Source organism: Methanocaldococcus bathoardescens (assembly GCF_000739065.1).
Taxonomy (GTDB): Archaea; AGJL01; Methanococci; order Methanococcales; family Methanocaldococcaceae; genus Methanocaldococcus; species Methanocaldococcus bathoardescens.
This window is the reverse complement of sequence record NZ_CP009149.1, coordinates 51,053-72,974: the sequence shown is the minus strand read 5'-3', so window position 1 is coordinate 72,974 and position 21,922 is coordinate 51,053. Positions and strand designations below refer to the sequence as shown.

Below are 21,922 nucleotides of genomic sequence, written 5' to 3'. Positions count from 1 at the left end.
CAAAAATCTTAAAACCTTAAATAGCTAAATATTCTTTTTATTATAGTCAAATACTGCCAAACACTCTAACTACCATAACTATTCCAATAATTAATATAGAAATTATAATAATCTTCCTCAAAATCTCCTTAGGGACTTTTGAATTTAAACATGTTCCCAAATAAACTCCCGGAATAGTCCCAACTATTAAATATAAAGCTAACAAATAATCAACATTCCCAAGTGTTGCATGGCTTAAACATCCAAGTAATGCTATTAAAACCCCATAAAATATTGTTGTTCCTACAACTTCTTTTGGATGTAAGTTTGTAAAATTTAATAAAACAAATCCCACAATAACTCCAGCCCCAACTGAAGTTAGTTGTATAATCAAACCTACCAAAAAACCAATCAAAACAAAAACATTGTTATTTAATTTTTTATTCCTACTCTTTCCTTTATAAAAACTTATAATAGATGAGATTATCAATACAAGTGCCAAAATTAAAGTTACATACTTATTTAAAACCTCCCTATTTATAACCTCCAATAAAAAAGTCCCAAAAATTATTGCTGGCAAACTTCCTAAAAATAACCTAAATGCAATATTAAAATTAACATTCCCATTCCTTTTATGAAAAAATGAGCCAAAAATTTTTGTTATAAATGCATATAATAAATCAGTTCCAACTGCTATGAGAGGTTCAACTCCCAAAAATATTAAAGAAGGAGTCATTAAAGCCCCTCCTCCAATCCCAGTTAAACCAACAAGAAATCCAACAACAAATCCAAGAATTACAAAGAGATATGATGGCATAAAACTCACTTTATAAATAATTTAACTCCTTAGCTTTTTTTATTATCAACTCAACCTCCTCATCAACACTCATTTTTGAACTATCAACCTTAACCTCTGGATTTTCCGGCTCTTCATAAACCCCATCATAACCAGTTAAACCCTTAATCTCTCCTTTTAACGCTTTAGCATACAATCCTTTAGGGTCTCTTTTAATTCTAATTTCTAATGGGGCATACACATAAACCTCAATAAACCTCTCAATCTCTTTTCTTGCATATTCTCTAACAGATTTATAAGGAGAAATTAAAGATACTATTGCAATTACTCCATTTCTTGACAATAATTTAGCCATATAAATAACTACTTTATTGTGCATCTCCCTTGCCTCTTTACTAAACCCCAAATTTGGATACAAAGTGTTTCTAATCTCATCCCCATCTAAAATCTCTACTTTATATCCCATTTCCTTAAACCTCTCCTTTAAAGCTCTCGCCAATGTTGTCTTCCCAGCTCCACTCGGCCCTGTAAGCCAGATTGTAAAGCCCTCACTCATAATATACTCCTCCCTCTCAACGGTTTTTCTATACCAAACAACTTCAAAATTGTAGGGGCAAAGTCGTAAATGGTTGAAGTAATCTCCCTACTTTCTTCCATTCCAGGAACATACAGAGAAAAAACTCCATACTCAGAATGAACAGCATCATCTGGACCAGTATCATTCTCCAACAAATATGGACTATCATATCCTAAAGTTCCAGCAGACCTCCAACTTAAATTATCTAAATAAACCATCATATCCGGCTTATCTCCCTTTGTCTCTGGATAAATATCTTCAGGATAAAACACCTTAGTATCCCATTTTTCTCTATTTGGCCCTCTAATGCCTTTAACCATCTCGGCAATTTCCTCTCTAACTTTATTATAATCCTCTGGCTTTATTATGCCATTTGGCTCCCTTCCTTCAACATTTAAGAAAATCCTTGCGTAATAACCCCCCCAAGCCCATGCTATTGTCTTGCTCCAATCTACATCCAAATCCTCAAACCTCAATTGTTTTCCAGACTCCAAAATCTCTGGATTTTTGATTTTTAATAATTCTTCATCAATCAACCACTGGTTTATTGCAAAAGCCCCTTTCATTGCCTTTATACCATGGTCTGACACAATAGCAACAGCTGTTTCATCCAAATCTAAAAGCTTTAAGGTTTTTCCAATCTCTTTATCCAATAACTTGTAATAATCAGGAATGACATCTTTATATTTATTCCCTGGCTCATGTAAATGGTGATTTTCATCAAAATACTTCCAGAATGCATGATGAACTCTATCCAAACCAATTTCAACAAATTGGAAGTAATCCCATTCTTTTTCTTGAATCAAATATCTAATAACTTCAAACCTCTTCTCTGTCATCTCCCAGAGCAATTCTTTTACCTCATCTCTATTATCCTTCCTAAAAACTACATCAAAAATATACTCTCCAACAAGATTTTCTATTTCATTTTTGAGAGATTTTGGATAGGTGTAATTAACTGATGCATCTGGGGTTATAAAGCAGGAGAGCAAATGCCCTTTAATTGGCTTTGGAGGATAACTTGGAGGAACACCAACTAAGATAGATTTTTTTCCTACTTCTCCTAAATAATCCCATACTGCCTTTTCTTTAACCATTAAACTATGGGCTATCCAAATATCATTGTAAGTCCCTTTCTTTCTATGTCTAAATCCATAAAGACCTAACTCTCCCGGAGTTTTACCAGTAGCCATTACCATCCAGGCAGGAATTGTTATCGCTGGAATACAACTCCTCATCGGCCCATAGATTGAATTTTCCAAGAGTTTCTTTATGTTTGGCAACTTATCCAACAACTTATCAAATAAAAGTTCTGGAGGTGCTGAATCTAAACCAATAACAAATACTTTCTTGACATCTTGCATAAATATCACCTTAAATATTCATTAATAACATTTAAAACCTCATTAACATTATCTTTTTCTAAAATGCATCCTAAAACCTCCTTCTTCCCACCAGCATTAAAGTTCCTGTTTTTTAATGTTTGGATAAGTTCATTCATTTTTATTTTATCTACCAAATTAGATGAAATTCTAAAATATACTTGTGCTTTTCCATGAAAATCTCTATTCAAAACTATTGCCCCATCATAACCCATTTCCCAAACCAATTTCCTTGCAACTTTTGAGATAATGTTAAATTTACTCTTAAATTCAATAAAGGCAATTCTATCTCTAACTTTAATATTTGAAATTGCGTTTTCTATCGCCTCATTAATTTTTTCAAGATTTTTATTCCATTTTTCATACTCTAAAAGTTCTCCTGGCTCTAAGTTTAAAACAACTTTTACAGCATTTTCAACATCATATCTTTCCATAACAATATAGTTAGAATCAATCAATTGAACTAATCGTAATGCCTCTTCTTTACCAAGATTTTCCATTTCTAAAAGCTTCAAAACTTTTGGAATATCAAATGCTCTCTCCCCAATATCTCCAACAGCTCCAATTGCAGATAAATAATCCCAATAAGAAAAATATTCTGAAACTACAAAAGATGCTGAAGGATAATCTTTCTCACTATAACCCTCCAAAATTGGATTTATCTGCTTAACATAGGGATTTTTAATCTTTTTTTGTATATGGTGGTCGATGAATATTGTTTCTTTTTTTATATCCTCAACTTCTTGTGGAAGATTTAAATCTAAGACATAAATTTTTTCTGATTTTTCAATATATTTTTTAATTCTGTCATCAAATCTAAACTCTCCAATTGGGGGAGTTATATTTATAAAATCCTCTAAATTTAAAGCTTTAACTGTCAAAGCTGATGAAATAATCCCATCGGTGTCCCAGTGGTGAATTATTAACATATTAACCATCCACAAATGGGTTTTCAAAGCTCATTATTGTCTCATAAACCTCCTTTCTCATGAAGTATTCTGGAGGAATTTCACCATTAACAATCATATTTCTGATTTTTGTTCCGCTGAAATACTCCCTATCTTCCATTGGGTGAGGACAGATTCTTTCATTAACTATACCTTTACATTTTTTGCAATAGAAAAATTCTTTAAAGAACATTGGGGTTATTCCCAAATCAGGGAAGTTTTTGAATATCTCCTGAGCTTCATAAGGTCCGTAATAGTTTCCAACACCAGCATGGTCTCTTCCAACAATGAAGTGAGTGCATCCAAAGTTCTTCCTCATTATTGCGTGATGAACAGCCTCTCTCGGCCCAGCATATCTCATTTCATACCTAACAGTTGCTAACACTGCTGAATCTTTTGGATAATAGTGCTTAAATAATGTCTCATAAGCTTTTAAAATAACTTCATCTTTGTAATCTCCTTTCTTTTTCTTTCCAAGAACTGGATTTATAAACAACCCATCAACAAATGTTAAGGCAGATTTTTGTAAATATTCATGTCCTAAATGAGGAACATTTCTTGTTTGGAATGCAACTATGGTTTCAAATTTTCTTTCTTTAAATAAAATTCTTGTTTCTATTGGTCTTAAAGTGTATTTTTCAAAAGGATTTGGCAGTTCATTTAAGAGATAAATTTCTCCCCCAATGAGATAATCTCCCATATTCATAACTTTAGCAACCCCTGGATGGTTAATATCTGTTGTTTTAAAAACCTTTTGAGCAAATTCTTTTTTATTGTATTTGTAGATATCATCAACATGCATCTCTGCTATTGGAATATCTTTGTAAAAGAGCAAGATTGTGTCGTCTACACTAAAGTTGAGGTCTTTTTCACTAACATCTAAAACAATAGGAATGCTCCATGGTAAATCATTTGGCAAACGCATTGTATCTAAAACTGATTGAAATTCCTCCTCTCTTAGAAATCCTTCGAGTGGAGAATAAACTCCATGGGCAATATTTTCTAAATCTACTGCTATTCCCTCCCTAATCTGAACTTTTGGATATTCATCCTTTTCATCTAAAATTCTCTCTTTAGTTTTTTCTGATGATAGTTTTCTAACTAATCTTCCACCATGTGGCTTTGAAACCATCGTATCACCGATAATTATATTTAATTAAATATAATTAAGAAAAATAATAATGATTAATCTAAATACCCTAATGCTCTTAATCTTTCTTTAACCTTCTCTTCCTCCTCTTCTGTGAATACTTCCTCCTTCTCCTCTTCTTCTAAACTTGCTAAAACTTCTCTCAAAACATAGGTTACATAATCTGAGACAGATGTAAAGCCCGTTCCTTCAATTCTTTTTTTAATTTTTTCATATAATTGAACTGGAATTGAAACTGTAGTATATTTTCTTTCTTCTGGCATTATTTCACCTTAATTATATTTAATGATATTTAATTAAGCATGTTGGGATTATATAAAGTTTATTATTATTAGTTTTGCATATATTAATTTTTTAGATAAATACTTTAATTTACTTAATCATTACTCGAAAAAAATAAGGTAAAATACACAAAAAATATTATTTTATATAAATTACGAAAAATTAATTAGGTGATTAATATGAAAATTGCTGGAGTTGTAGTTTTATACCATCCAGAAAAAGAAAATATTATTGAAAGTATAAACTCTTATTTGGACTACATAGATGTTCTATATGCCATAGATAACACTGAAAAAAGTAATGAAAAACATCGTGAAGTAATAAATAATTTAAAAGAAATAGATAAAATTGAATATATTCCTAACAATAAAAATTTAGGTATTGCTAAAGCATTAAATATGGGTGCAAAAAGGGCTATTGAACAAGGATATAAATGGTTACTTACTATGGACCAAGATAGTAAATTTAAAGAGGGCTCATTTGATAAAATGTTGGAATTTATAAAAAACAATAGTGAGAATAAGATTGGGATTATATCCCCTTTCCATCTAACGATATCAAATCTTTCATTAAATTTTAAAAATGAATACGAGGAAGTATTAACTGCAATGACATCGGGAAATCTTTTAAATTTAAAAGCTTATCAAGAAGTAGGGCCATTTTTAGAAGATTTATTTATAGACTATGTTGATGTTGAGTATTGTTTAAGACTTAATAAATACGGATATAAAGTAATAGTGGTAAATAGTTCAATATTAATCCATAAATTAGGAAATATCCGAGAAATAAGGATACCACTATGGAAGACACTTTATCCTACAAACCATAATCCATTACGTAGATACTATATCACGAGAAATAGATTCTATGTTATGGAATTATACAAAAATGAATTTCCTGATTTTTGTAAAAGAGATAAAATTGCATTTTTCAAGGAATTAGCAACAATACTTTTACTTGAAAATTCTAAATTAACAAAATTGAAATATATAATTAAAGGTTATATGGATTTTAGACAAAAAAAAATGGGAAAAATCGACGAATAGTATTTAAAGTATAGCCAATAGGATTATTTTGTAATAATTTTAAAGTTTCACATATTTTGGAATATTTGCCCTCCACTTCATAATAAATAATTTCTCTAAATCCTTAAAATCTACTCTTTTTTTAATTTTCTTTTTCTTCTTTAAAAACTTTCTAAGGTTTTTATATGCATCAATTTTTGCTTTAATAATAACTGGTTTTCCCCTTAGCAAATTAATTCCTATTTGTGCTAATTCCGCCAAAATAATTAAATAGAAATGCTTAATTATGTACTGGTTAGGTAAATTTTTAAATACTGTTAGCGTGTAATTTCTTCCGCAATGATACACTGTAAAGTCACTTATGACCCCTCCTGTGCCTCCTTTATAATGGTAAACTATTGCTTTTGGACAGTACCATGCTTTCCATCCTGACCATTGTAATCTAAGAGCTAAATCAAAATCTTCATAATACGCAAAAAAGTCCTCATCAAAATATTCATCATCTATTTTAACATCCTCCAATGCTTCTCTCCTATATAAGCATGCTCCAGCACAACATCCCAGTATTTCTTCTTCTTCGTTATATTTGTCAACTGGTTCATAAGCTCCTCTGTTAAATCCGAGACCATTCTTTGAGTATTCTATACCTGCAGAATCAATAAGTTCTGGATATAACCCCCAAATCATTTTTGGCTGAATACTACCTGCGTCAGGATGCCTCTCCGCACATTTGATGAGCTCTTCCAAAAAGTTGGGTTCCGCTTTTATATCGTTATTTAAACAAACAATGTATTTACACTCTTTATCTTCAAAAGCTTTCTTAATTCCTATATTGGTAGCTTTTGCAAATCCATAATTCTCTGGATTTTTTATAATAATAATTTTCCCTTCTTTTAATTTATCTTCATAATTCTTTTTTATATAATCTATTGAATCATTATTGGGGGAGTTATCCACAAAAACAATTTTAAAATTTTGATATGTTTGATTAAAAAGTGACTCAAAGTAATCTTTTAAGAATCTTGTTCCATTATAGTCAGGAGTAACTATATATGTCTCTGCCATATTTATCCCTCATTTTGTAATAATAATTATTTTATTATACACTTCATCAACTTTTACAAATTTCATACATCTCTTCCCATAAGGGCAAGGTTTTGGATACCTTCCCCACAAATCATAACATGGATTACACCCTATTTGCTTCCAAACATATTTACTTTCCTTATGTAATGGAGCTTTTTCACATGGATGTGTTGGACCGAAAATACTCACAACTTTTTTATTAACTGCTGCTGCTAAATGCATAGGGCCGCTATCATTACAAACAACAACATCACATTTTTTTAATAAGGCAGCACTTTCCTTTAATGTTGTTTTTCCAATAGCAGAAACGCATTTAACTTCTTTTAGGATTGTTTTTTCAATTTCTTTATCTGTCTTTCCCCCAATTAACAAAACTTCAAATCCTTTTTCTTTTAATTTTTTTATTAGCTCTGCATATTTTTCAACGTCCCATCTTCTTAAATCATCATCCCCAACTCCAACATTTCTCGCCCCCCCAGGACAAACTCCCACAACAACTTTATCATTTAAATTATTCTCATTCCAAAATCTTTCTGCAAATTCTAAATCTTTCTCATTTAAAAATATTTCCATCTCCCAATCTTTATAATTTGGTTCAATTCCTAAACCTCTCAATAAATCCAAATAATAAAAAATTTCATGCTTTCTTCCAAAATAAGGAACTTTATATGTTAAAAACTTTCCCTCACCAAGTCTATCAAAGCCTATTCTTTTTTTAATTCCAAATAAAAAAGCAGTTAAATTAAAAATCCAATGCTTATCCAAAATAAAAATTACATCATAATCTCTTTTTCTAATTTTAAAAATCAATTTCATCCATTCTTTAAAATCTTTTTCAAAAAATACATTTTCATCAAATTTAATTATATTATCTAAATGTTTATTTCTATCTAAAACTTCATAAGAATGTTTTCCAATTAAATAATCAATAGTGACATCTTTAAAATTTCTTCTTAATTGTCTGACTAAAGGTGTTGTCATCAAAGTGTCCCCAATTGCTCCAATTTTAAATAATAGAATTTTCATTTTCTCACCATATTTACAACAACATTATAGACATCTTCCACCTCAATCAAATCCATGCACTTTCCATTTAATTTACATTCCTTAAACTCTCCCTTGTGGACATTTATACATGGAGAACAATCTAAACTACCTGCTTTATAAATGGCAATATTTCCTTCACCAAAAGGAGCAAATCTCTCTGGTAAATTTGGCCCAAATAAACCAACCGTCTTAGTTCCCATAGCAGCACTTAAATGCATAGGTCCAGTATCATTAGAGACAAAAACTTCAAACTTCGTTAATAGACAAGCAAACTCCCTTAAATTTGTTTTACCAGCAAAGTTAAATACTTTATCCTTAAATTTATTATCAACTAAATTTAAAACTTTTTCATTTGCTTCACAATCGCCTTTACTTCCAGTCAAAACAACATAAAAACCATCTTCAACTAATTTTTCTATCAATTTAGCAAACTTCTCTTTTTTCCAACTTCTCCATGGAGCTGTTTCAGCAGTTCCACAATGAATGCCTATTATTTTTTTATCATTTAGATTATGTTTCTTTAACAATTTATCAACATTTTTTTTATCTTTTTCCGTATATTTTAAAGGAACTAATCGTTCTGGTTTATAATCAATGCCAAATGGTCTTAACATATTACAAAAATTATAAACAGCATGAATTTTGTCGTTATATTCAATTTTAAAATCATACAATTTATCTCTAAAAAGCCCTTTAAATCCAATAACATTTCTACCTAAAAACCAGCCCAATATAGCAGATATATTAAGATACGGCTCTGTATCAATAACAACATCGTATTTTTTAAATTTTTTTAAAACTTCCCAAAAATTTTCAAAATCAATAATTTCATCAACAAAGTCAACATTTTCAAAAACTCCTTTACTTCTCTTTGTTACTAAAACAGAAATATTATGTCCATTTTCTTTTAATCTTTTTATCATTGGAAGAGTTAATAAACTCTCCCCTAAAGTCCATAATCTAATAATTAAAACATTCTTTGGCTTTTTATTTATTAAATTTTTATGTGTCTTGGTTTTAAAAATAGATAAAAATGATATTATTAAATTTCCAATATATTTATCAACACTTCTTAATATCGAAATTTTATTCATAGTTTCACCATTTAATCATTGTTAAGAATAGATGACTTTTCAGTTTATTACGACCTACAAACATAGCTTTTTAAAATTCATGATTAGAAGAATATCATTTTTTTAACATTTCCTATATATTAAAAAACCAATAATCAATAAAGTATAAATCATTAATTTAAAATCTATTGGAGTTTTAGTTGGTTCGTTTATATAAACATCTTTTAAAACATAATATGGGTGGTAATTTCCATTTCCAATTAAATTTACACCATCAACTTTTAAAACATTCTCTCCATCTTTTAAATAATCTGTTATATCTATAGAGACGTTTTTCTTATATGCAGGGGATGCATCATTAGAATCATCAATTACATAAACTAAATTTCCATTTAAATAAATATTTACTTGCATATTTTCTTTTATAGTTCCATAATGAACAAAACTAAGTTTGTAAGTATAATTTTCAACCTTATTAATTTTAAATGTTATTGTTTTAGTAGGATTACTCTCGGTTATCTTAATATACTCAAAATAATAACCAAAACTGCTATTTAAAAGTAAGAGGAGCATTGTTAGTATTAAATATTTTCTCATAATGCTCCCTTTTTAATAATTTTCCAAAATCTCTCTTTTTCCCAATTACCGAAATATATATACTTCCCCCTTAGATTCAAATGATTCAATGTTAATCCATCTTTTAAATAAACAAGCTTAGGAACTTTTGCATAAACAGAAATGTCTCCCCTATCAACAAATATAAACAATGACTTTAAGAAATCAACTTTTTCATGGGAATGGGCAACATTAACCAAAGTTGGATAATATTTTAGTTCAATTTCTTCCCCAAACAAACCAAGGACTTTATTCCATATTGATTGTCTAACATAGATATATTGACATTTAAAGTTTTTGTTATTAAACTTTAAGTTAAGGTAATTTATTTCATAGCTATTTAATTTTTTCTTAAATAAGTCTATTTTCTTTGCTAATTTTTTCTTATACTTTTTAACATCCTTCTCATCAGGTAGTTCCATACTGATTATTAGTTTTTTAACCTTATTTTTCTTACCAATCTTATAAAGTCCATTTAAAGCAGAAACATACTCTTTTAAACAAACCCCTTTAAAATAATATTCTCTTCCAAAAATTAGCTGAGGAATATAGCTGATATATTCCTTAGGAACAAGGCCTATACATCTTTTTAGAAATTCGTTTCCCAACTTTACTTTTTCTTTATAAGTTAATGAGTTTAAAGTATTTCTTGGAGATAACCCAATACTCTTTAAAAATAAAATACTTTCCTTCTCTTCCCTAAATACAGGAATTTCATTAAAAAATAATAAACTTTTAAATAGAGGATAGTTTTTCCCATAGAATAATAAATCATCTTTCTCAATAATACCAAATTTATCTAAATTTAAATTTTTAATTTTCTCAAATTCATTCAAATAAATTAATTTTAAGATATAAGCAAAATCTTTGGCATCCTCATAATCCAATATAATTTCATCACAAATTTCATCAAAAGCCATAAAATTTCACTTAAAAAGTTATTTTAATCCAATTAAAGTTTTTACAATTTCATAAGCATAAGGATTTAAAATAACTACAGCAAGTAAGGTAATTATTACCAATATTTTTATTTGAGTAATATCGTTTCTAACTTCATAGATTTTATTATCAACATACCTTAAAATCCTCTCCTCCATTGCTTTTATTTCTTCTCTAACTAAGTCAATTTCATTTTTAAGTTCTGTTTTAGTTAATAAGATATCCTCTTTTGTAGCTAACTCATTTTTTAACTCATCTTTTAATTCATTTTTAATAATAACTTTTTCGTTCTTAAATTTATCTTCAATTCTTTGTTCATTTTCTTTTATAAATTCTTCAACAATTTTGTATAACTCTTCTGCCTTCTTTTCATCCTTAACATTTTTATATATCAACTCATATAATTTAGCATAGGTGATGGCCATAAAATCACCCTCATAAAATTCATATATTTTTGTTTTTGTTATTTAAATTTTTTAGTTTTTTATAGTCCCTCTATTGACTAATCTTGGCCTTCTGCAAGCCCTGTCTCTTTAAATTTATGAATTGGCTCTTTTCCAGTTATGTACTCAAAGATTTTATCAACATCAATCTTCTCATCCTCCTTATCAATCTTATACTTTTTGAAATACCTTATTACGTTCCAAATGTCCCTCTTTAAGTAGAATTCAGCATCTGGATGATATTTAGGAACTGCCTGAGGCCAGTCAATAATAACAAAATCCCCATTCTCATCTAATAAAATGTTAAATTCACTTAAATCTCCATGTATATAGCCAATTTCATAAGCTTTTTTAACCTCTTCAATAATTTTCCAGAATAAGTCTTTAATTTCTTTTTTACTCATAAATTCTGATAAATCTAATCTCTTTAATTCTTCTCCAACAACTTTTCCCATAATTATAGCATGTCTATTCCATTCTATTGGCTCAGGAACTTTAACTATTGGGAAAAGTTCATTTAGAATCTCAAACTCTCTCTCAGCTGTTAATCTTGAGACATAGAGCCAACTTATATGATGTTTATCAGCTAAATATCCTCTATACCTCTTTCCTCTTGTAAAGCAAGTTCTTCCATGTTTATGGAATTTTAACACTGCTTCTCTTCCATCATCCAACAATACTGTATATACATCCCCTTCCTTACCAACACCTAATTTATTGCCTATAGCTTTTAATATTCCTTTTTTAACAAATGCATTTACAGCTAAAGCATCATAGCCCCCCATTGAGACAGCATAACCATAAGTGCTTCTCACAACAAATCCAAATTTGTTTAGTCTCTTTAATCTGTAAAGTACATCTTTTTCAGGCATCTTTGCCTTTCTAACAATCTCATCTAATGGCACCCACTCATGATATCTCATTGACAATTCTATAATTTTTAATATTTTAAAATCTTCATCTTGTGTCTGTCTTAATGCCTCAATTAGCTTTTTAATTATGATTATCCCCTCCTTAGCTCTTTATAATATACTTATATTACTATTTATATTATTTATATATTTAGTTTATTTTATTGAACTAAACTCTCAATTGTCTTGACATTAGCCATTCCTTTTCTCTCTGTCTCTTCCCATTCATTTTCTGGAATTGAATCAGCCACAATTCCAGCACCAACTTGAATATATCCTCTATTTTTTGATATTACAAAGGTTCTAATGGTTATTGCCAAATCCATTAAATCATCCCATCCAAAGTAACCAACCCCTCCTCCATACGGCCCTCTCCAGGTTTTTTCAAGCTCTTCAATAATCTCCATCGCCCTAACTTTTGGTGCCCCACTTAAAGTTCCTGCTGGAAATGTAGCTTTTACTGCTAAGAATGAGTCATAATTGTCTTTTAACTCCCCAACAACATTGCTCACTATATGTTGAACATGAGAATATTTCTCTATTATCATGAAATCTGTAACTTCTACAGTTCCAAATTTTGATATCTTTCCAATGTCATTTCTTGCTAAATCTACAAGCATAACATGCTCAGCTCTCTCTTTCTCATCACTTAACAGCTTTTTCTCTAACTCTTTATCTTCCTCTTCAGTTTTTCCTCTCCTTATTGTTCCAGCTATAGGTCTTGTTATAACCAATCTCTTCCCATCTTTATAATCAGTTCTAACTAAAATCTCTGGTGATGAGCCAATAATTTTTCTATCTCCAAAATCTAAGTAATACATGTATGGGGAAGGATTTATTTCCCTAACTTTTTTGTAAATTGCTAAATGGTCTAAGTTATCCAAATCAATCTCTATCCTCCTTGATAAAACCACTTGAAAGATATCTCCAGCAAATATATACTCTTTAGCTTTTTTTACTGCCTCTATAAATTCTTCCTTACTCATGTTAGATTTGATTTTTAATTCTTTATTTTCCATAGTTTTTTCTTCTTTCTCTTTGTTATTCTTTATTTTTGCATTCTTTACAATTTTTTCAAGTTCTTTAATACCTTCTTCATTCTCTGCTATTAAATTAATAACCTTTTCCTTTAAATCAAATGAAATAAAGTCCTTAACAATAAAGAACTCTGCATCAGGGAATTTTAAATCATTTATTGGCTTTGGATTAATATTTGATAAATCAATCCAGTATCTAATAATATCATAACTTAAATAGCCTACTAAACCTCCTTTAAATCTTGGTATTGGTTCAATGTTGGATATATCAATATATTTAAGATATTCATTTCTAACTTCTCTTAAAGCATCTAAAGGACATTCATATTTCCCTTCTAAATCTTTAGCTTTATCTCCAAATTCTGTAAAGCTTTCAACTTTTAACTTTCCTTCTTTAAATGTTACTTTTCCTTCTGCCTTTCCTAAGATTGAGTATCTCGCTACCTTTGGAACTCCTTCAGCTGATTCCAACAAAAATGTATTTTCTCCTCTAATTTGCTCATAAACATCTAATGGGCAGACATCCATTTTTATTTTTTTAATTATCATTAAATCACCTATTATCTAAAATTTCTTTTATGGCATACCACTTCTTTATCGAAGTTGGTTTTATAACACCATTTATAACATCATAGAACAAAATTTCATTCTCAATTAAAAACTTTATATACTTCATTTCCTCTTTTTTAACATCTTTTTTATAGTTAATTTTTATTTTATCCTTAAACTTAGAAAGTACTTTATAAATCTCTTCTTCAATTAAATCGGAAGTGTCTATTAAATATTTTATCCCATCTGCTTCAATATTTACCCATCGTTTTATAGTTTCTTCAACTGATAAACCTAATTTTTTATTATTTATTAATTGAGAAATCTCATAAGGTAATGATAAATAATTTAAGCAATAATCTATTTCTTTTTCATTAAATTCCTCTTCTTTTAGGATTTTTTTAATATCATGTTTTTTTAGCCAGTCGATTAGATAATACTCTGATGCTTCTGATAGGGAGGAGTGTCTATAGACATTATCAATAAATAAAGTATCAGAAGTCAGGCAAATAACATGACATAGATGTTCCATCTTAGTTAAAGAGACAAATAAATTAAATAGTTCGTTTAATAAGGATTTCCCACCATTGAAGTAAATATTTTTTAATTTTTGGAGTTCATCTATAACCAAAACAGGTCTTTTTCCATCTTTTATAACTGCGTTTATACACTCATTTATTTTAGCAAAAACATCATTTAGTTTTACGTCATTAAAATCAAAATTTTCCTCTATACCAAACTTAAAGATTTTTAGATTAATTTCTAACTTATTTAATAGATATTTTTTATCTGATTTTTCAAAAAATATACTCAAAAACTCATCTTTTGTTGGTGTAGCGTATTTTCTTAGATTGTAGTAGAAAAAGACAATATTACTATTTTCCAATTCTTTAATAACTCTCATCATTACGGTAGATTTACCTGATGACTTAGGACCATAAACAAATAAGATGGAGGTGGGTTCTAATTGAACATAATTCTTTAGATAGTTAAGTTCTTTTTCTCGATTGTAGAATTTCATTATAAATCACCTATGGAACATTAATTGGGGCTGAAAGCCCCAACTTAATGGACGTGGGGCATACCAATAGGGGCTTTGCCCCTATGGATTATAAAATTTCATATTATCACCAAACGGTTAAAAAAATTAAAGAAAGTTTATTCATCTTTCTTAGGCCAAGTTATTAATTGTGGAACTTCTGGCAACTTCTCAATTTTTTTCTTTATTATTGGATGCCAGTCATCAAAATCAAATCCATACTGAGCTAAATATCCAACAACCCACCTTGTTATTCCATATCCAGTACAACCTGTCCAAACCTTTCTTCCCTTATAATCTTTAATTCTAAAGCCCTCAACAAAGTGTGTTCCATGCACATTGGCAGAGGTTACAGCAACTCCCTTTCTCTCATCTTTTATATGTGGAAGCCACAATCTCATCTCATACTTTGGCACATCTGGGAACTCTATTCCTCTATCTTCCTTCTTTCTTCCCTCTAAATAGAATGGGTCATCTCCAACTTCAACCCAATACTCTAAATCAAGTTTTTGAGCTAACTTTTCAGCATATTTTAACGTTTTATCTCTTGTTTCTTCAACAAACTCTGGACTTCCAATCCAAACACATTCAACTCTCAAGAACTCATTAACTCTATCTAAACCTCTCGCTCCTCCTCCTTCCCATCTGTATGTCCATCCACTTCTATCAAAGAACATTATTGGTTTATCAACATCTATAACCTCCCCTTCAAAGAATTGGTAAAATGGCTCACATTGAGCTGGGGCTAACACATAACCTGGGTCTCTAAGTAGAATTTTTAGTTTTTCAATTGGAATCTCTTTCTTAATCATCATTTCATTTACAAACTCTTTAAAGAGCTCTGGTTCTCTCTTTGGTGGACATACATAATACATTCCTTCTGGTAAACCTTCCAAGTATCTCATCTTATACATAATCTCCAATGGGATGAGTTTTGGAAATAGGCATTCTTGAAATCCAATTTTTTTAACCACTTCTTCAACTATTAACTCTTCTAAAGCTCTAAATAATGCTGTTATTGGTGGAGCATAAAACCACTGCCCTCTTCCAGGGAATTTTTTAACCCATCCAAGTTTTTCAGCCACATCTGTTGGGTCTTTATCAAACGTTATTTTTCTCTTTGCTTTATATTCACTAACTATTGTCCCTGGTGGGATTTTACAAACTTTAAATGTCAAATCCTCTTCTTCTTTTTCCAACTCTGTTTTTACAAACTTTATTGCTCTATCAATAATGTTTCTTTTTAATTCACTCTCTCCAATGTCTTTAAATGTTAATATAATTTTGTTTCCTTCAACCTTTGCCTCGCACTCTGGAACTTTAATGCCTTCTAATTTTTTAGCTTTATCTTCATCTGTTTCAATTGTTATTACATAATTATCTATTTCAATCCCTCTAACCCCAATTCTAAAGTTTCTTCCCAATTTTTCAGCCAATGGTTTTCTCAGCCTAATTAATCCCTCATGAGCTCTTGTGTAGGTTCCAGAGACAATCTTTAATTTTAAAGTGTTCCCTTCAAATTCATAATCTATTATTTTTGATGCTTCATCTTCTTTACCCTTTGGAACACCTTTTAAAAATATGCTATCTGCATTTTTTAAAACTTCTTCAACCGCTTTTTTTGCCTCTTCATTCAACTCTTTGCTAAATATCATTTTTCCATCTAAATCAAAAGTAAGTTTCATAATTATCACCAATGATACATTATTTCCTTCCTAAGAATAATGATAATATTGGGTATTTATGTTTTTTATTGTGTTTTTGGAAACGTAATTTATTAGTGTTTTTCAAAACTTATTAAATTTTCTAAGGCATTTATATAAAAGCCGGAAGCTTTTATAAATACCTTTTTCTACAAAATATTTTGAAAAACACTAAATTTAGCATCTCTCATTTTTAGATTCTCTTAGAATATTTCCTTCAACGATATAAAACATTATCGCTCCAAACAAAACAATTGAAAAATATGATATTAAACGATATAAAATAAGGACAGCAAAGGCATTGTTTTCATCTATATTTTTTAGCTTTAATATATAAATTAACGCATACTCTACGATTCCTAATCCAGAAGGAGTTATAGGGATAGCAGTTAATAAAGAAGAAGCTAAATCAGAAAATACTCCAAATAAGATTTCTAAATTTAGATTTAATGCTAAAAATATAAAATAAATAGTTAGTCCTTCAATAAACCATCCAACAAATGATAAAGTTATCAATAAAGGAAGTGAGTTCCATTTCACGGCTCTCAAACCCTTTTCAAAATTCATTAATATTCTGTTTATCTTATCATTTTTTAAATTTATCTTACTGTTAACTACTAAAAAACCAAAAATCAGAAGAATTAAAAATAAGATTATAACAACTCCCCATTTAATTGAATAACTAACCTCTTCTGGAATATCTGACTTAAATGATAAGTAAGCAGAGATAAATAATAAACTAATCATTGCTACCAAATCAAAAACTCTTTCAATAAAAACAGTTCCAAAACCCAAAGATATTGATTTATTCGTTTTTTTCTTTAATAAATATCCCCTATAAATATCCCCTAACTTAGCAGGAACTAATGAATTTATAAACATTGAAAGATAGTATATAACAAACGCATTTTTTAATTTTAAATCAATATCTGTATTTTTTAAAAAAATTCTCCAACGATAACTTTTAATTAAGATTGAAAGATAGAACATTGCAAACGCAAAAAAATAATAAAGAACATTAGCATTCCTTAAGATTAATATTAACTTATTCAAATTTATTTTTGAAAAAATATATAAAATTATCCCAAATGATACAATAAAAGAAACCACCATCCTCTTATTCAGAATCTGATTTTTTAAATCCATCTTATCCCCTTAAAAAATACAATATCGTTGGAAATATTAAGACGTTCATCATATTTGATAAATTAGAGTTGCTTTTTAATGCCAAAAGTCCTATACAAATTGAGGTTATATAAACAATAAGATGGTAAATTAGATAAGTTTTATAACTTCCGATTATTATAATAAATGAACAAAAGACAATGAAAAATAATGATAGAAGTTTAAAATTAACTTTTCTAATGAAAAGAAGAATGTATTTTGATAATTTTAATAAAATAATCAATGATATTGTTGAGGCTATTAAAATACAAAAAATTATATATGTTAAATTAATCTCAATATTTAAATTCCGTATTGCATTTGCGACTCCACTTCTTCCAGTTCCAATAAAAATAATTGCCAATATAGAAAAGACCTCATTCGATAAAATAATACTTCCCTGAGAGATAATAAAGCTTTTCAAATCCTTTTCATTTAAAATTTTGCTTAGTATATAATTTAACTGAGCTCCACTAATTCCTGGCAAAAATATTCTAAAAAATCCAACAATTGAAGCAAAAAATGATAATTTTAAAAAATTTAACTCAAATTCTGGAAAGCTTATCATCTGACTTTTTATTTTATAGGTTTTTAGATTGTTTATAAGCAAAGGAATCCCAAACATTCCTGTAAATATTGCAGTTAAAGTGATATTAAACGTTTCATTGCAATACAAAACAGCAATTCCAAAAATACCAGATAAGAATATAACTAAAACCTCCCAAATTGATTTTGATATTAAAATTTGATATAAAACAAAGACAATTAAAATAAAAGGAATAAATGGTTTTGCTGATTGATAAAAAGAGTTGATATCTATATTTGTAGAAACTAATAATAAAGATATTATTATTGAAAAAACTACTCCTAAATAACTTCCAAATCCTGCTAATACAACCCCTTCATATCCGTTACCATTTAAAGTTAATTTATGCATTGGTAGAGCAGAAACTGCCGTTTCATTATCTGGAACTCCTAAGAACGCAGAAGGGATAAAATTTATAAAATAGTGAGCAATAACTAAACCAATTAAAAATGGAATATAATTATCTACTCCAAAATAAGGCAAAATTAAGAATGATAAAGCAACAATATTATTTGGATGAATTCCTGGGAAGAGTCCTGTAATAGTTCCACATATTATGCCTAAAATTAGATATAGAAGATTTATCATTGTTTCACTTTCTATATTTTTATCTATTTTATTATTTATATTATTACTTTTCATTTATTTTTTAAATTTTTAAACCATAGTTCCCATCAAGCAGATAGATATATAAATACCTTAATACTAAATTAATTAAAAAAATTAAAAACAGTTCGAAGGTGATATTTTATGAAAAAATCAAAAATGCATCGAATTAAACGATTAATAAAGATTATGAGGGCTAAATTCTACCCGATAGTTGCCAAGTATATATCGCCATACACCCGCAGAGAAATAATATCTCTCTCGGACTTAATAATATTTTCGGTTTTGTGCATGGTGTATTTTTCAGGCGTGTATAAACGTAGATACGAGTTTTTAATTGAAGATCTAGGATTATTTCCGAAAATTAGGTATAATAAGATAGTTGAACGAATAAACAGATACGAACAATTGTTAATTGAAATTCAGAAAGCTTTTATAGAAAGAAACAGTAGGTTATTCATTGATACGATGCCGATTAAGACAAAAGAGCTTGTAAGGAGAAATCGACATGAGAAGATGGAATTTTCAGTGCTTATTAAAAAAATGGTAGTGTCGGATACAACCCTTCGAAAAAATGTTATTATTTTGGATATAAGGCAACTTACATTACCGATGGGAGGTTTCTAACGTTACTATTTATAAACCCAGCGAATCAACATGATAAAGATATCTTAGAAGAGAATTATAGGGTAATCGTTAAAGAATTCAAAAACTGTGTAATAATCGGAGATAAGGGTTATATTGACAAAGGACTTCAAAATCTATTTAAACTCGGAGGAGTTCAATTCATAGCCATAAAAAGAAAAAACATGATAAAATCGAATGAAGAGGGGATGATATATTCAGAACTGAACAAATCAAGAAAAATAATCGAAACAAAATTTTCAGAAATGATTGAAGCATATCCCAAACACATTCGAAGTGTAAGCAAAAAGGGCTTAAGCGTAAAACTCTCACTCTTCACAATCGCATACAACATCAAAAAATTAGAGAAAGATTATTATAACAAATGAATATTTGAATGTATGATGGGAACTAAGGTTTTTTAAATGAAATAGCAATAAATATATAAACATAAAATTTTATTTTACTACAATATTGAAGTGTATATATTTATTATACTAATAAAGTAAAGTATGTAAATTATTAATACCTGGTGAGTTAAATGAACATACTTTTATTTATAATAGTTTTGTTTTTAATTTACTTAATAAATCCATTAAAAAATGAAGAAAAGATTATCACATCCCCATTTATATCCATTTTTTATATAATCGGAACTTCATATTTGCTATCTTTTTTGGATATTCCTATGTACAAAGTATTATATCTTATCCCATTAATTTTGATAATTATGCTATTAGTTATAAAAAGTAAACTTAATAGTAATTTATTCAGCTTCAAATTAAATTTAATAAAGCATCTAATTTTAATATTTATTCTATTATGTTCAATGTTTATAGGATATGTTATATTTCCAAAATATCCATGTGAAAAGTGGGATTCTCAATTCCATATGTACAAAATTAAGGCAATAATAATGGAAAAAAACATATTTTACAAAAATCAGGAGTATATTAGATATTGGCATTATCCGTCAGGATTTCACTCTTTTACATACTTCTTAGCATCTGATGTTAGAGATATACCCAATACAATATACTTTATAGAGGTTTTTATAGTAATGTTGTTTGTTCTTTCTCATTACTATATAGGAGAATGTATAAAAAAAGGAATTGGTATTTATACTGCTTTATTCGTTCCATTAAATTATGAGTTTTATAGAATACTGCTTAAAGCCATATATCCAAATGCACTGGGATATTGCATATTTTTAATATTAATTGCCTTTTTGTTGAGATATAAAAGCACAAAAAATAATATTTACCTTTATTTATTTAGTTTTGGAGTATTTAGCTTAATATTTACACACACATTTCCATTCTTAATGTTAACTTTGTTCTTAGTTTCGTTAATGCTCTGGGATGTTATGTATAAAGAATACATTGATATCTCCAAATACATTAAATTTTTTTCTATCTCAATACTTTGCTCCCTTATAATCATATATTCTAAACTTATCAATGATATAATATCTTACTCTAACACTTCCTATGTCATACATAATATAAACCTTATCACTTTATATAATGTTATTATCTTTATATTGGGTGGTATAGGGACATGTTACTTTACTACTGTGGCTATAGCCTTATTATTCAGCCACCAGCTTCCATTTTCTCTTTTTATAAAGTGTCTGTTAGCTACGATCACGTATATAGTATTGTTTATCTTTGGGATGATTTTCTTAGTGAAAAATAAAAAAGGGTATTTTGTGTTTTATGGTTTACTTATGATACTTTGGATATTAAATAATCAGCTTATTGGCTTTAAAATACCATTTTTTAGTGCATTATATAATTCTATAAGATGGTTCTACAATTTTCAGATTTTAATGCCTGTATTTTATGGTTGTGGTTTGTATTATATAAGTAAAATAATCCCCACAAAAAGAAAACTTATCATTACTGCCATTATTATCACTTTATTAAGTTATAATGCTTACACAACATATTCCACTCATCCAAAATACTACTGGAAATTTTACTTAGTTGGGAGTGATGAAATAGATGCATTTAATTTTATAAATGAAAATAATATATCTAACGAACTATTTTTAAATTTTGGTCAAGACAGTGGGCAATTCATCCCGATATTTACAAATAATAAATGTGTTTTTTGTTGGGGAAACGGCAACAAATTCAATAATGTTACAGCAAAAGAAATAATTAACTATACTTGGTATAATAACTATGATGAATTTATTCATTTTTGCAAAAGCAATAATATAAGCTATGTTTTCATTTCAAAAAATATTAAAGTAAATTACGAATTCTTCGAAGATGAAGATTACTTTGAAAAAATATATAGTAAAAATAACATCACAGTTATAGAAATAAAATAAATTTATATTTTCCGTATTTTT

The 21,922-nt window shown here is 28.6% G+C and carries 22 protein-coding genes; 4 read left to right on the top strand and 18 right to left on the bottom strand.

All coding sequences use genetic code 11. The features are described from left to right. Window positions 1–46 precede the first annotated feature (46 nt). The 6 genes from JH146_RS00365 to JH146_RS00340 are packed head-to-tail and all read right to left on the bottom strand — an operon-like array spanning window position 47 to window position 5,094. Window positions 47–796 carry a sulfite exporter TauE/SafE family protein gene (locus JH146_RS00365; RefSeq protein ID WP_048201140.1) on the bottom strand — a complete coding sequence of 250 codons (750 nt, stop codon included), beginning with the start codon at window positions 794–796 and terminating at the stop codon, window positions 47–49. Between the two features lie 10 nt (window positions 797–806). Further along, on the bottom strand, window positions 807–1,331 hold the full coding sequence (gene cysC / locus JH146_RS00360; RefSeq protein ID WP_048201139.1) for an adenylyl-sulfate kinase: 525 nt from the start codon (window positions 1,329–1,331) through the stop codon (window positions 807–809). Then, window positions 1,328–2,716 (bottom strand): alkaline phosphatase family protein, encoded by a 1,389-nt coding sequence (locus JH146_RS00355; RefSeq protein WP_048201138.1) that lies wholly within the window; start codon window positions 2,714–2,716, stop codon window positions 1,328–1,330. Before JH146_RS00355 ends, cysC begins: the two co-directional genes overlap by 4 nt. Before the next feature lie 5 nt (window positions 2,717–2,721). After that, on the bottom strand, window positions 2,722–3,663 hold the full coding sequence (locus JH146_RS00350; RefSeq protein ID WP_048201137.1) for a DHH family phosphoesterase: 942 nt from the start codon (window positions 3,661–3,663) through the stop codon (window positions 2,722–2,724). A gap of 1 nt (window position 3,664) precedes the next feature. Continuing rightward, window positions 3,665–4,813, bottom strand: a complete 1,149-nt coding sequence (sat, locus tag JH146_RS00345) for a sulfate adenylyltransferase (RefSeq protein WP_048201136.1) — start codon at window positions 4,811–4,813, stop codon at window positions 3,665–3,667. A gap of 53 nt (window positions 4,814–4,866) precedes the next feature. Next, window positions 4,867–5,094, bottom strand: a complete 228-nt coding sequence (locus JH146_RS00340) for a ribbon-helix-helix domain-containing protein (RefSeq protein ID WP_048201135.1) — start codon at window positions 5,092–5,094, stop codon at window positions 4,867–4,869. Window positions 5,095–5,292: 198 nt separating this feature from the next. On the opposite strand from JH146_RS00340, the gene JH146_RS00335 reads away from it, so the two are divergent. Further along, a complete protein-coding gene (locus JH146_RS00335; RefSeq protein ID WP_048201134.1) occupies window positions 5,293–6,159 on the top strand; it encodes a glycosyltransferase family 2 protein in 867 nt (288 codons plus the stop codon). A gap of 39 nt (window positions 6,160–6,198) precedes the next feature. Here JH146_RS00335 and JH146_RS00330 read toward each other — a convergent pair whose 3' ends face one another. From JH146_RS00330 to JH146_RS00275, 12 genes are all read right to left on the bottom strand, one after another. After that, complete coding sequence (locus JH146_RS00330) at window positions 6,199–7,203, bottom strand: glycosyltransferase family 2 protein (RefSeq protein ID WP_048201133.1); 1,005 nt, start codon at window positions 7,201–7,203, stop codon at window positions 6,199–6,201. Between the two features lie 9 nt (window positions 7,204–7,212). Then, entirely contained in the window at window positions 7,213–8,250 is a 1,038-nt protein-coding gene (waaF, locus tag JH146_RS00325) for a lipopolysaccharide heptosyltransferase II (RefSeq protein WP_048201132.1), read from the bottom strand. Continuing rightward, window positions 8,247–9,365 (bottom strand): glycosyltransferase family 9 protein, encoded by a 1,119-nt coding sequence (locus JH146_RS00320; RefSeq protein ID WP_048201131.1) that lies wholly within the window; start codon window positions 9,363–9,365, stop codon window positions 8,247–8,249. The genes waaF and JH146_RS00320 overlap by 4 nt, the downstream gene beginning before the upstream one ends. Window positions 9,366–9,467: 102 nt before the next feature. After that, the gene (locus JH146_RS00315; RefSeq protein WP_052352063.1) at window positions 9,468–9,941 is read right to left on the bottom strand and encodes a hypothetical protein; all 474 of its coding nucleotides are present in this window, start codon (window positions 9,939–9,941) and stop codon (window positions 9,468–9,470) included. Beyond that, the gene (locus JH146_RS00310; RefSeq protein WP_048201129.1) at window positions 9,938–10,879 is read right to left on the bottom strand and encodes a DHH family phosphoesterase; all 942 of its coding nucleotides are present in this window, start codon (window positions 10,877–10,879) and stop codon (window positions 9,938–9,940) included. The genes JH146_RS00315 and JH146_RS00310 overlap by 4 nt, the downstream gene beginning before the upstream one ends. 18 nt (window positions 10,880–10,897) lie before the next feature. Next, window positions 10,898–11,323, bottom strand: a complete 426-nt coding sequence (locus tag JH146_RS00305) for a hypothetical protein (RefSeq protein WP_048201128.1) — start codon at window positions 11,321–11,323, stop codon at window positions 10,898–10,900. A 77-nt stretch (window positions 11,324–11,400) separates the two neighbouring features. Continuing rightward, window positions 11,401–12,342: a serine/threonine-protein kinase RIO2 gene (locus JH146_RS00300; RefSeq protein ID WP_081874437.1), complete on the bottom strand. Its 942-nt coding sequence runs from the start codon at window positions 12,340–12,342 to the stop codon at window positions 11,401–11,403. A gap of 71 nt (window positions 12,343–12,413) precedes the next feature. Further along, window positions 12,414–13,838: an anthranilate synthase component I gene (gene trpE / locus JH146_RS00295; protein WP_173400789.1), complete on the bottom strand. Its 1,425-nt coding sequence runs from the start codon at window positions 13,836–13,838 to the stop codon at window positions 12,414–12,416. A gap of 4 nt (window positions 13,839–13,842) precedes the next feature. Next, entirely contained in the window at window positions 13,843–14,859 is a 1,017-nt protein-coding gene (locus JH146_RS00290; protein ID WP_048201126.1) for an ATP-binding protein, read from the bottom strand. Window positions 14,860–14,996: 137 nt separating this feature from the next. After that, window positions 14,997–16,562, bottom strand: coding sequence for a serine--tRNA ligase (serS, locus tag JH146_RS00285; RefSeq protein ID WP_048201125.1), 1,566 nt, complete (start codon window positions 16,560–16,562; stop codon window positions 14,997–14,999). 195 nt (window positions 16,563–16,757) lie between these two features. Continuing rightward, complete coding sequence (locus JH146_RS00280; protein WP_048201124.1) at window positions 16,758–17,726, bottom strand: UPF0104 family protein; 969 nt, start codon at window positions 17,724–17,726, stop codon at window positions 16,758–16,760. A 1-nt stretch (window position 17,727) separates the two neighbouring features. Next, window positions 17,728–18,918: a tripartite tricarboxylate transporter permease gene (locus JH146_RS00275; protein WP_048201123.1), complete on the bottom strand. Its 1,191-nt coding sequence runs from the start codon at window positions 18,916–18,918 to the stop codon at window positions 17,728–17,730. A gap of 162 nt (window positions 18,919–19,080) precedes the next feature. Between JH146_RS00275 and JH146_RS08760 the strand changes: the two genes are divergently transcribed. The 3 genes from JH146_RS08760 to JH146_RS00260 all read left to right on the top strand — a co-directional run bounded on the left by JH146_RS08760 (window position 19,081) and on the right by JH146_RS00260 (window position 21,901). Beyond that, window positions 19,081–19,563, top strand: coding sequence for a hypothetical protein (locus JH146_RS08760; protein WP_048201114.1), 483 nt, complete (start codon window positions 19,081–19,083; stop codon window positions 19,561–19,563). Beyond that, a complete protein-coding gene (locus JH146_RS08755; RefSeq protein ID WP_236953700.1) occupies window positions 19,542–19,949 on the top strand; it encodes a transposase in 408 nt (135 codons plus the stop codon). The genes JH146_RS08760 and JH146_RS08755 overlap by 22 nt, the downstream gene beginning before the upstream one ends. Before the next feature lie 152 nt (window positions 19,950–20,101). Further along, on the top strand, window positions 20,102–21,901 hold the full coding sequence (locus tag JH146_RS00260) for a DUF6541 family protein (RefSeq protein ID WP_048201121.1): 1,800 nt from the start codon (window positions 20,102–20,104) through the stop codon (window positions 21,899–21,901). The last annotated feature ends 21 nt before the right edge of the window (window positions 21,902–21,922 follow it).

Excerpts from the sequence above, each read along its gene's own strand:
- JH146_RS00275 (WP_048201123.1), bottom strand. The coding sequence starts at position 18,918 with ATGATAAATCTTCTATATCTAATTTTAGGCATAATATGTGGAACTATT.
- JH146_RS00290 (WP_048201126.1), bottom strand. The coding sequence starts at position 14,859 with ATGAAATTCTACAATCGAGAAAAAGAACTTAACTATCTAAAGAATTAT.
- JH146_RS00310 (WP_048201129.1), bottom strand. The coding sequence starts at position 10,879 with ATGGCTTTTGATGAAATTTGTGATGAAATTATATTGGATTATGAGGAT.
- JH146_RS00320 (WP_048201131.1), bottom strand. The coding sequence starts at position 9,365 with ATGAATAAAATTTCGATATTAAGAAGTGTTGATAAATATATTGGAAAT.
- cysC (WP_048201139.1), bottom strand. The coding sequence starts at position 1,331 with ATGAGTGAGGGCTTTACAATCTGGCTTACAGGGCCGAGTGGAGCTGGG.
- JH146_RS00355 (WP_048201138.1), bottom strand. The coding sequence starts at position 2,716 with ATGCAAGATGTCAAGAAAGTATTTGTTATTGGTTTAGATTCAGCACCT.
- waaF (WP_048201132.1), bottom strand. The coding sequence starts at position 8,250 with ATGAAAATTCTATTATTTAAAATTGGAGCAATTGGGGACACTTTGATG.
- JH146_RS00260 (WP_048201121.1), top strand. The coding sequence starts at position 20,102 with ATGAACATACTTTTATTTATAATAGTTTTGTTTTTAATTTACTTAATA.
- serS (WP_048201125.1), bottom strand. The coding sequence starts at position 16,562 with ATGAAACTTACTTTTGATTTAGATGGAAAAATGATATTTAGCAAAGAG.
- JH146_RS00350 (WP_048201137.1), bottom strand. The coding sequence starts at position 3,663 with ATGTTAATAATTCACCACTGGGACACCGATGGGATTATTTCATCAGCT.
- trpE (WP_173400789.1), bottom strand. The coding sequence starts at position 13,838 with ATGATAATTAAAAAAATAAAAATGGATGTCTGCCCATTAGATGTTTAT.
- JH146_RS00315 (WP_052352063.1), bottom strand. The coding sequence starts at position 9,941 with ATGAGAAAATATTTAATACTAACAATGCTCCTCTTACTTTTAAATAGC.
- JH146_RS00335 (WP_048201134.1), top strand. The coding sequence starts at position 5,293 with ATGAAAATTGCTGGAGTTGTAGTTTTATACCATCCAGAAAAAGAAAAT.
- JH146_RS00280 (WP_048201124.1), bottom strand. The coding sequence starts at position 17,726 with ATGGATTTAAAAAATCAGATTCTGAATAAGAGGATGGTGGTTTCTTTT.
- JH146_RS00330 (WP_048201133.1), bottom strand. The coding sequence starts at position 7,203 with ATGGCAGAGACATATATAGTTACTCCTGACTATAATGGAACAAGATTC.
- JH146_RS00305 (WP_048201128.1), bottom strand. The coding sequence starts at position 11,323 with ATGGCCATCACCTATGCTAAATTATATGAGTTGATATATAAAAATGTT.
- sat (WP_048201136.1), bottom strand. The coding sequence starts at position 4,813 with ATGGTTTCAAAGCCACATGGTGGAAGATTAGTTAGAAAACTATCATCA.
- JH146_RS00365 (WP_048201140.1), bottom strand. The coding sequence starts at position 796 with ATGCCATCATATCTCTTTGTAATTCTTGGATTTGTTGTTGGATTTCTT.
- JH146_RS00340 (WP_048201135.1), bottom strand. The coding sequence starts at position 5,094 with ATGCCAGAAGAAAGAAAATATACTACAGTTTCAATTCCAGTTCAATTA.
- JH146_RS08760 (WP_048201114.1), top strand. The coding sequence starts at position 19,081 with ATGAAAAAATCAAAAATGCATCGAATTAAACGATTAATAAAGATTATG.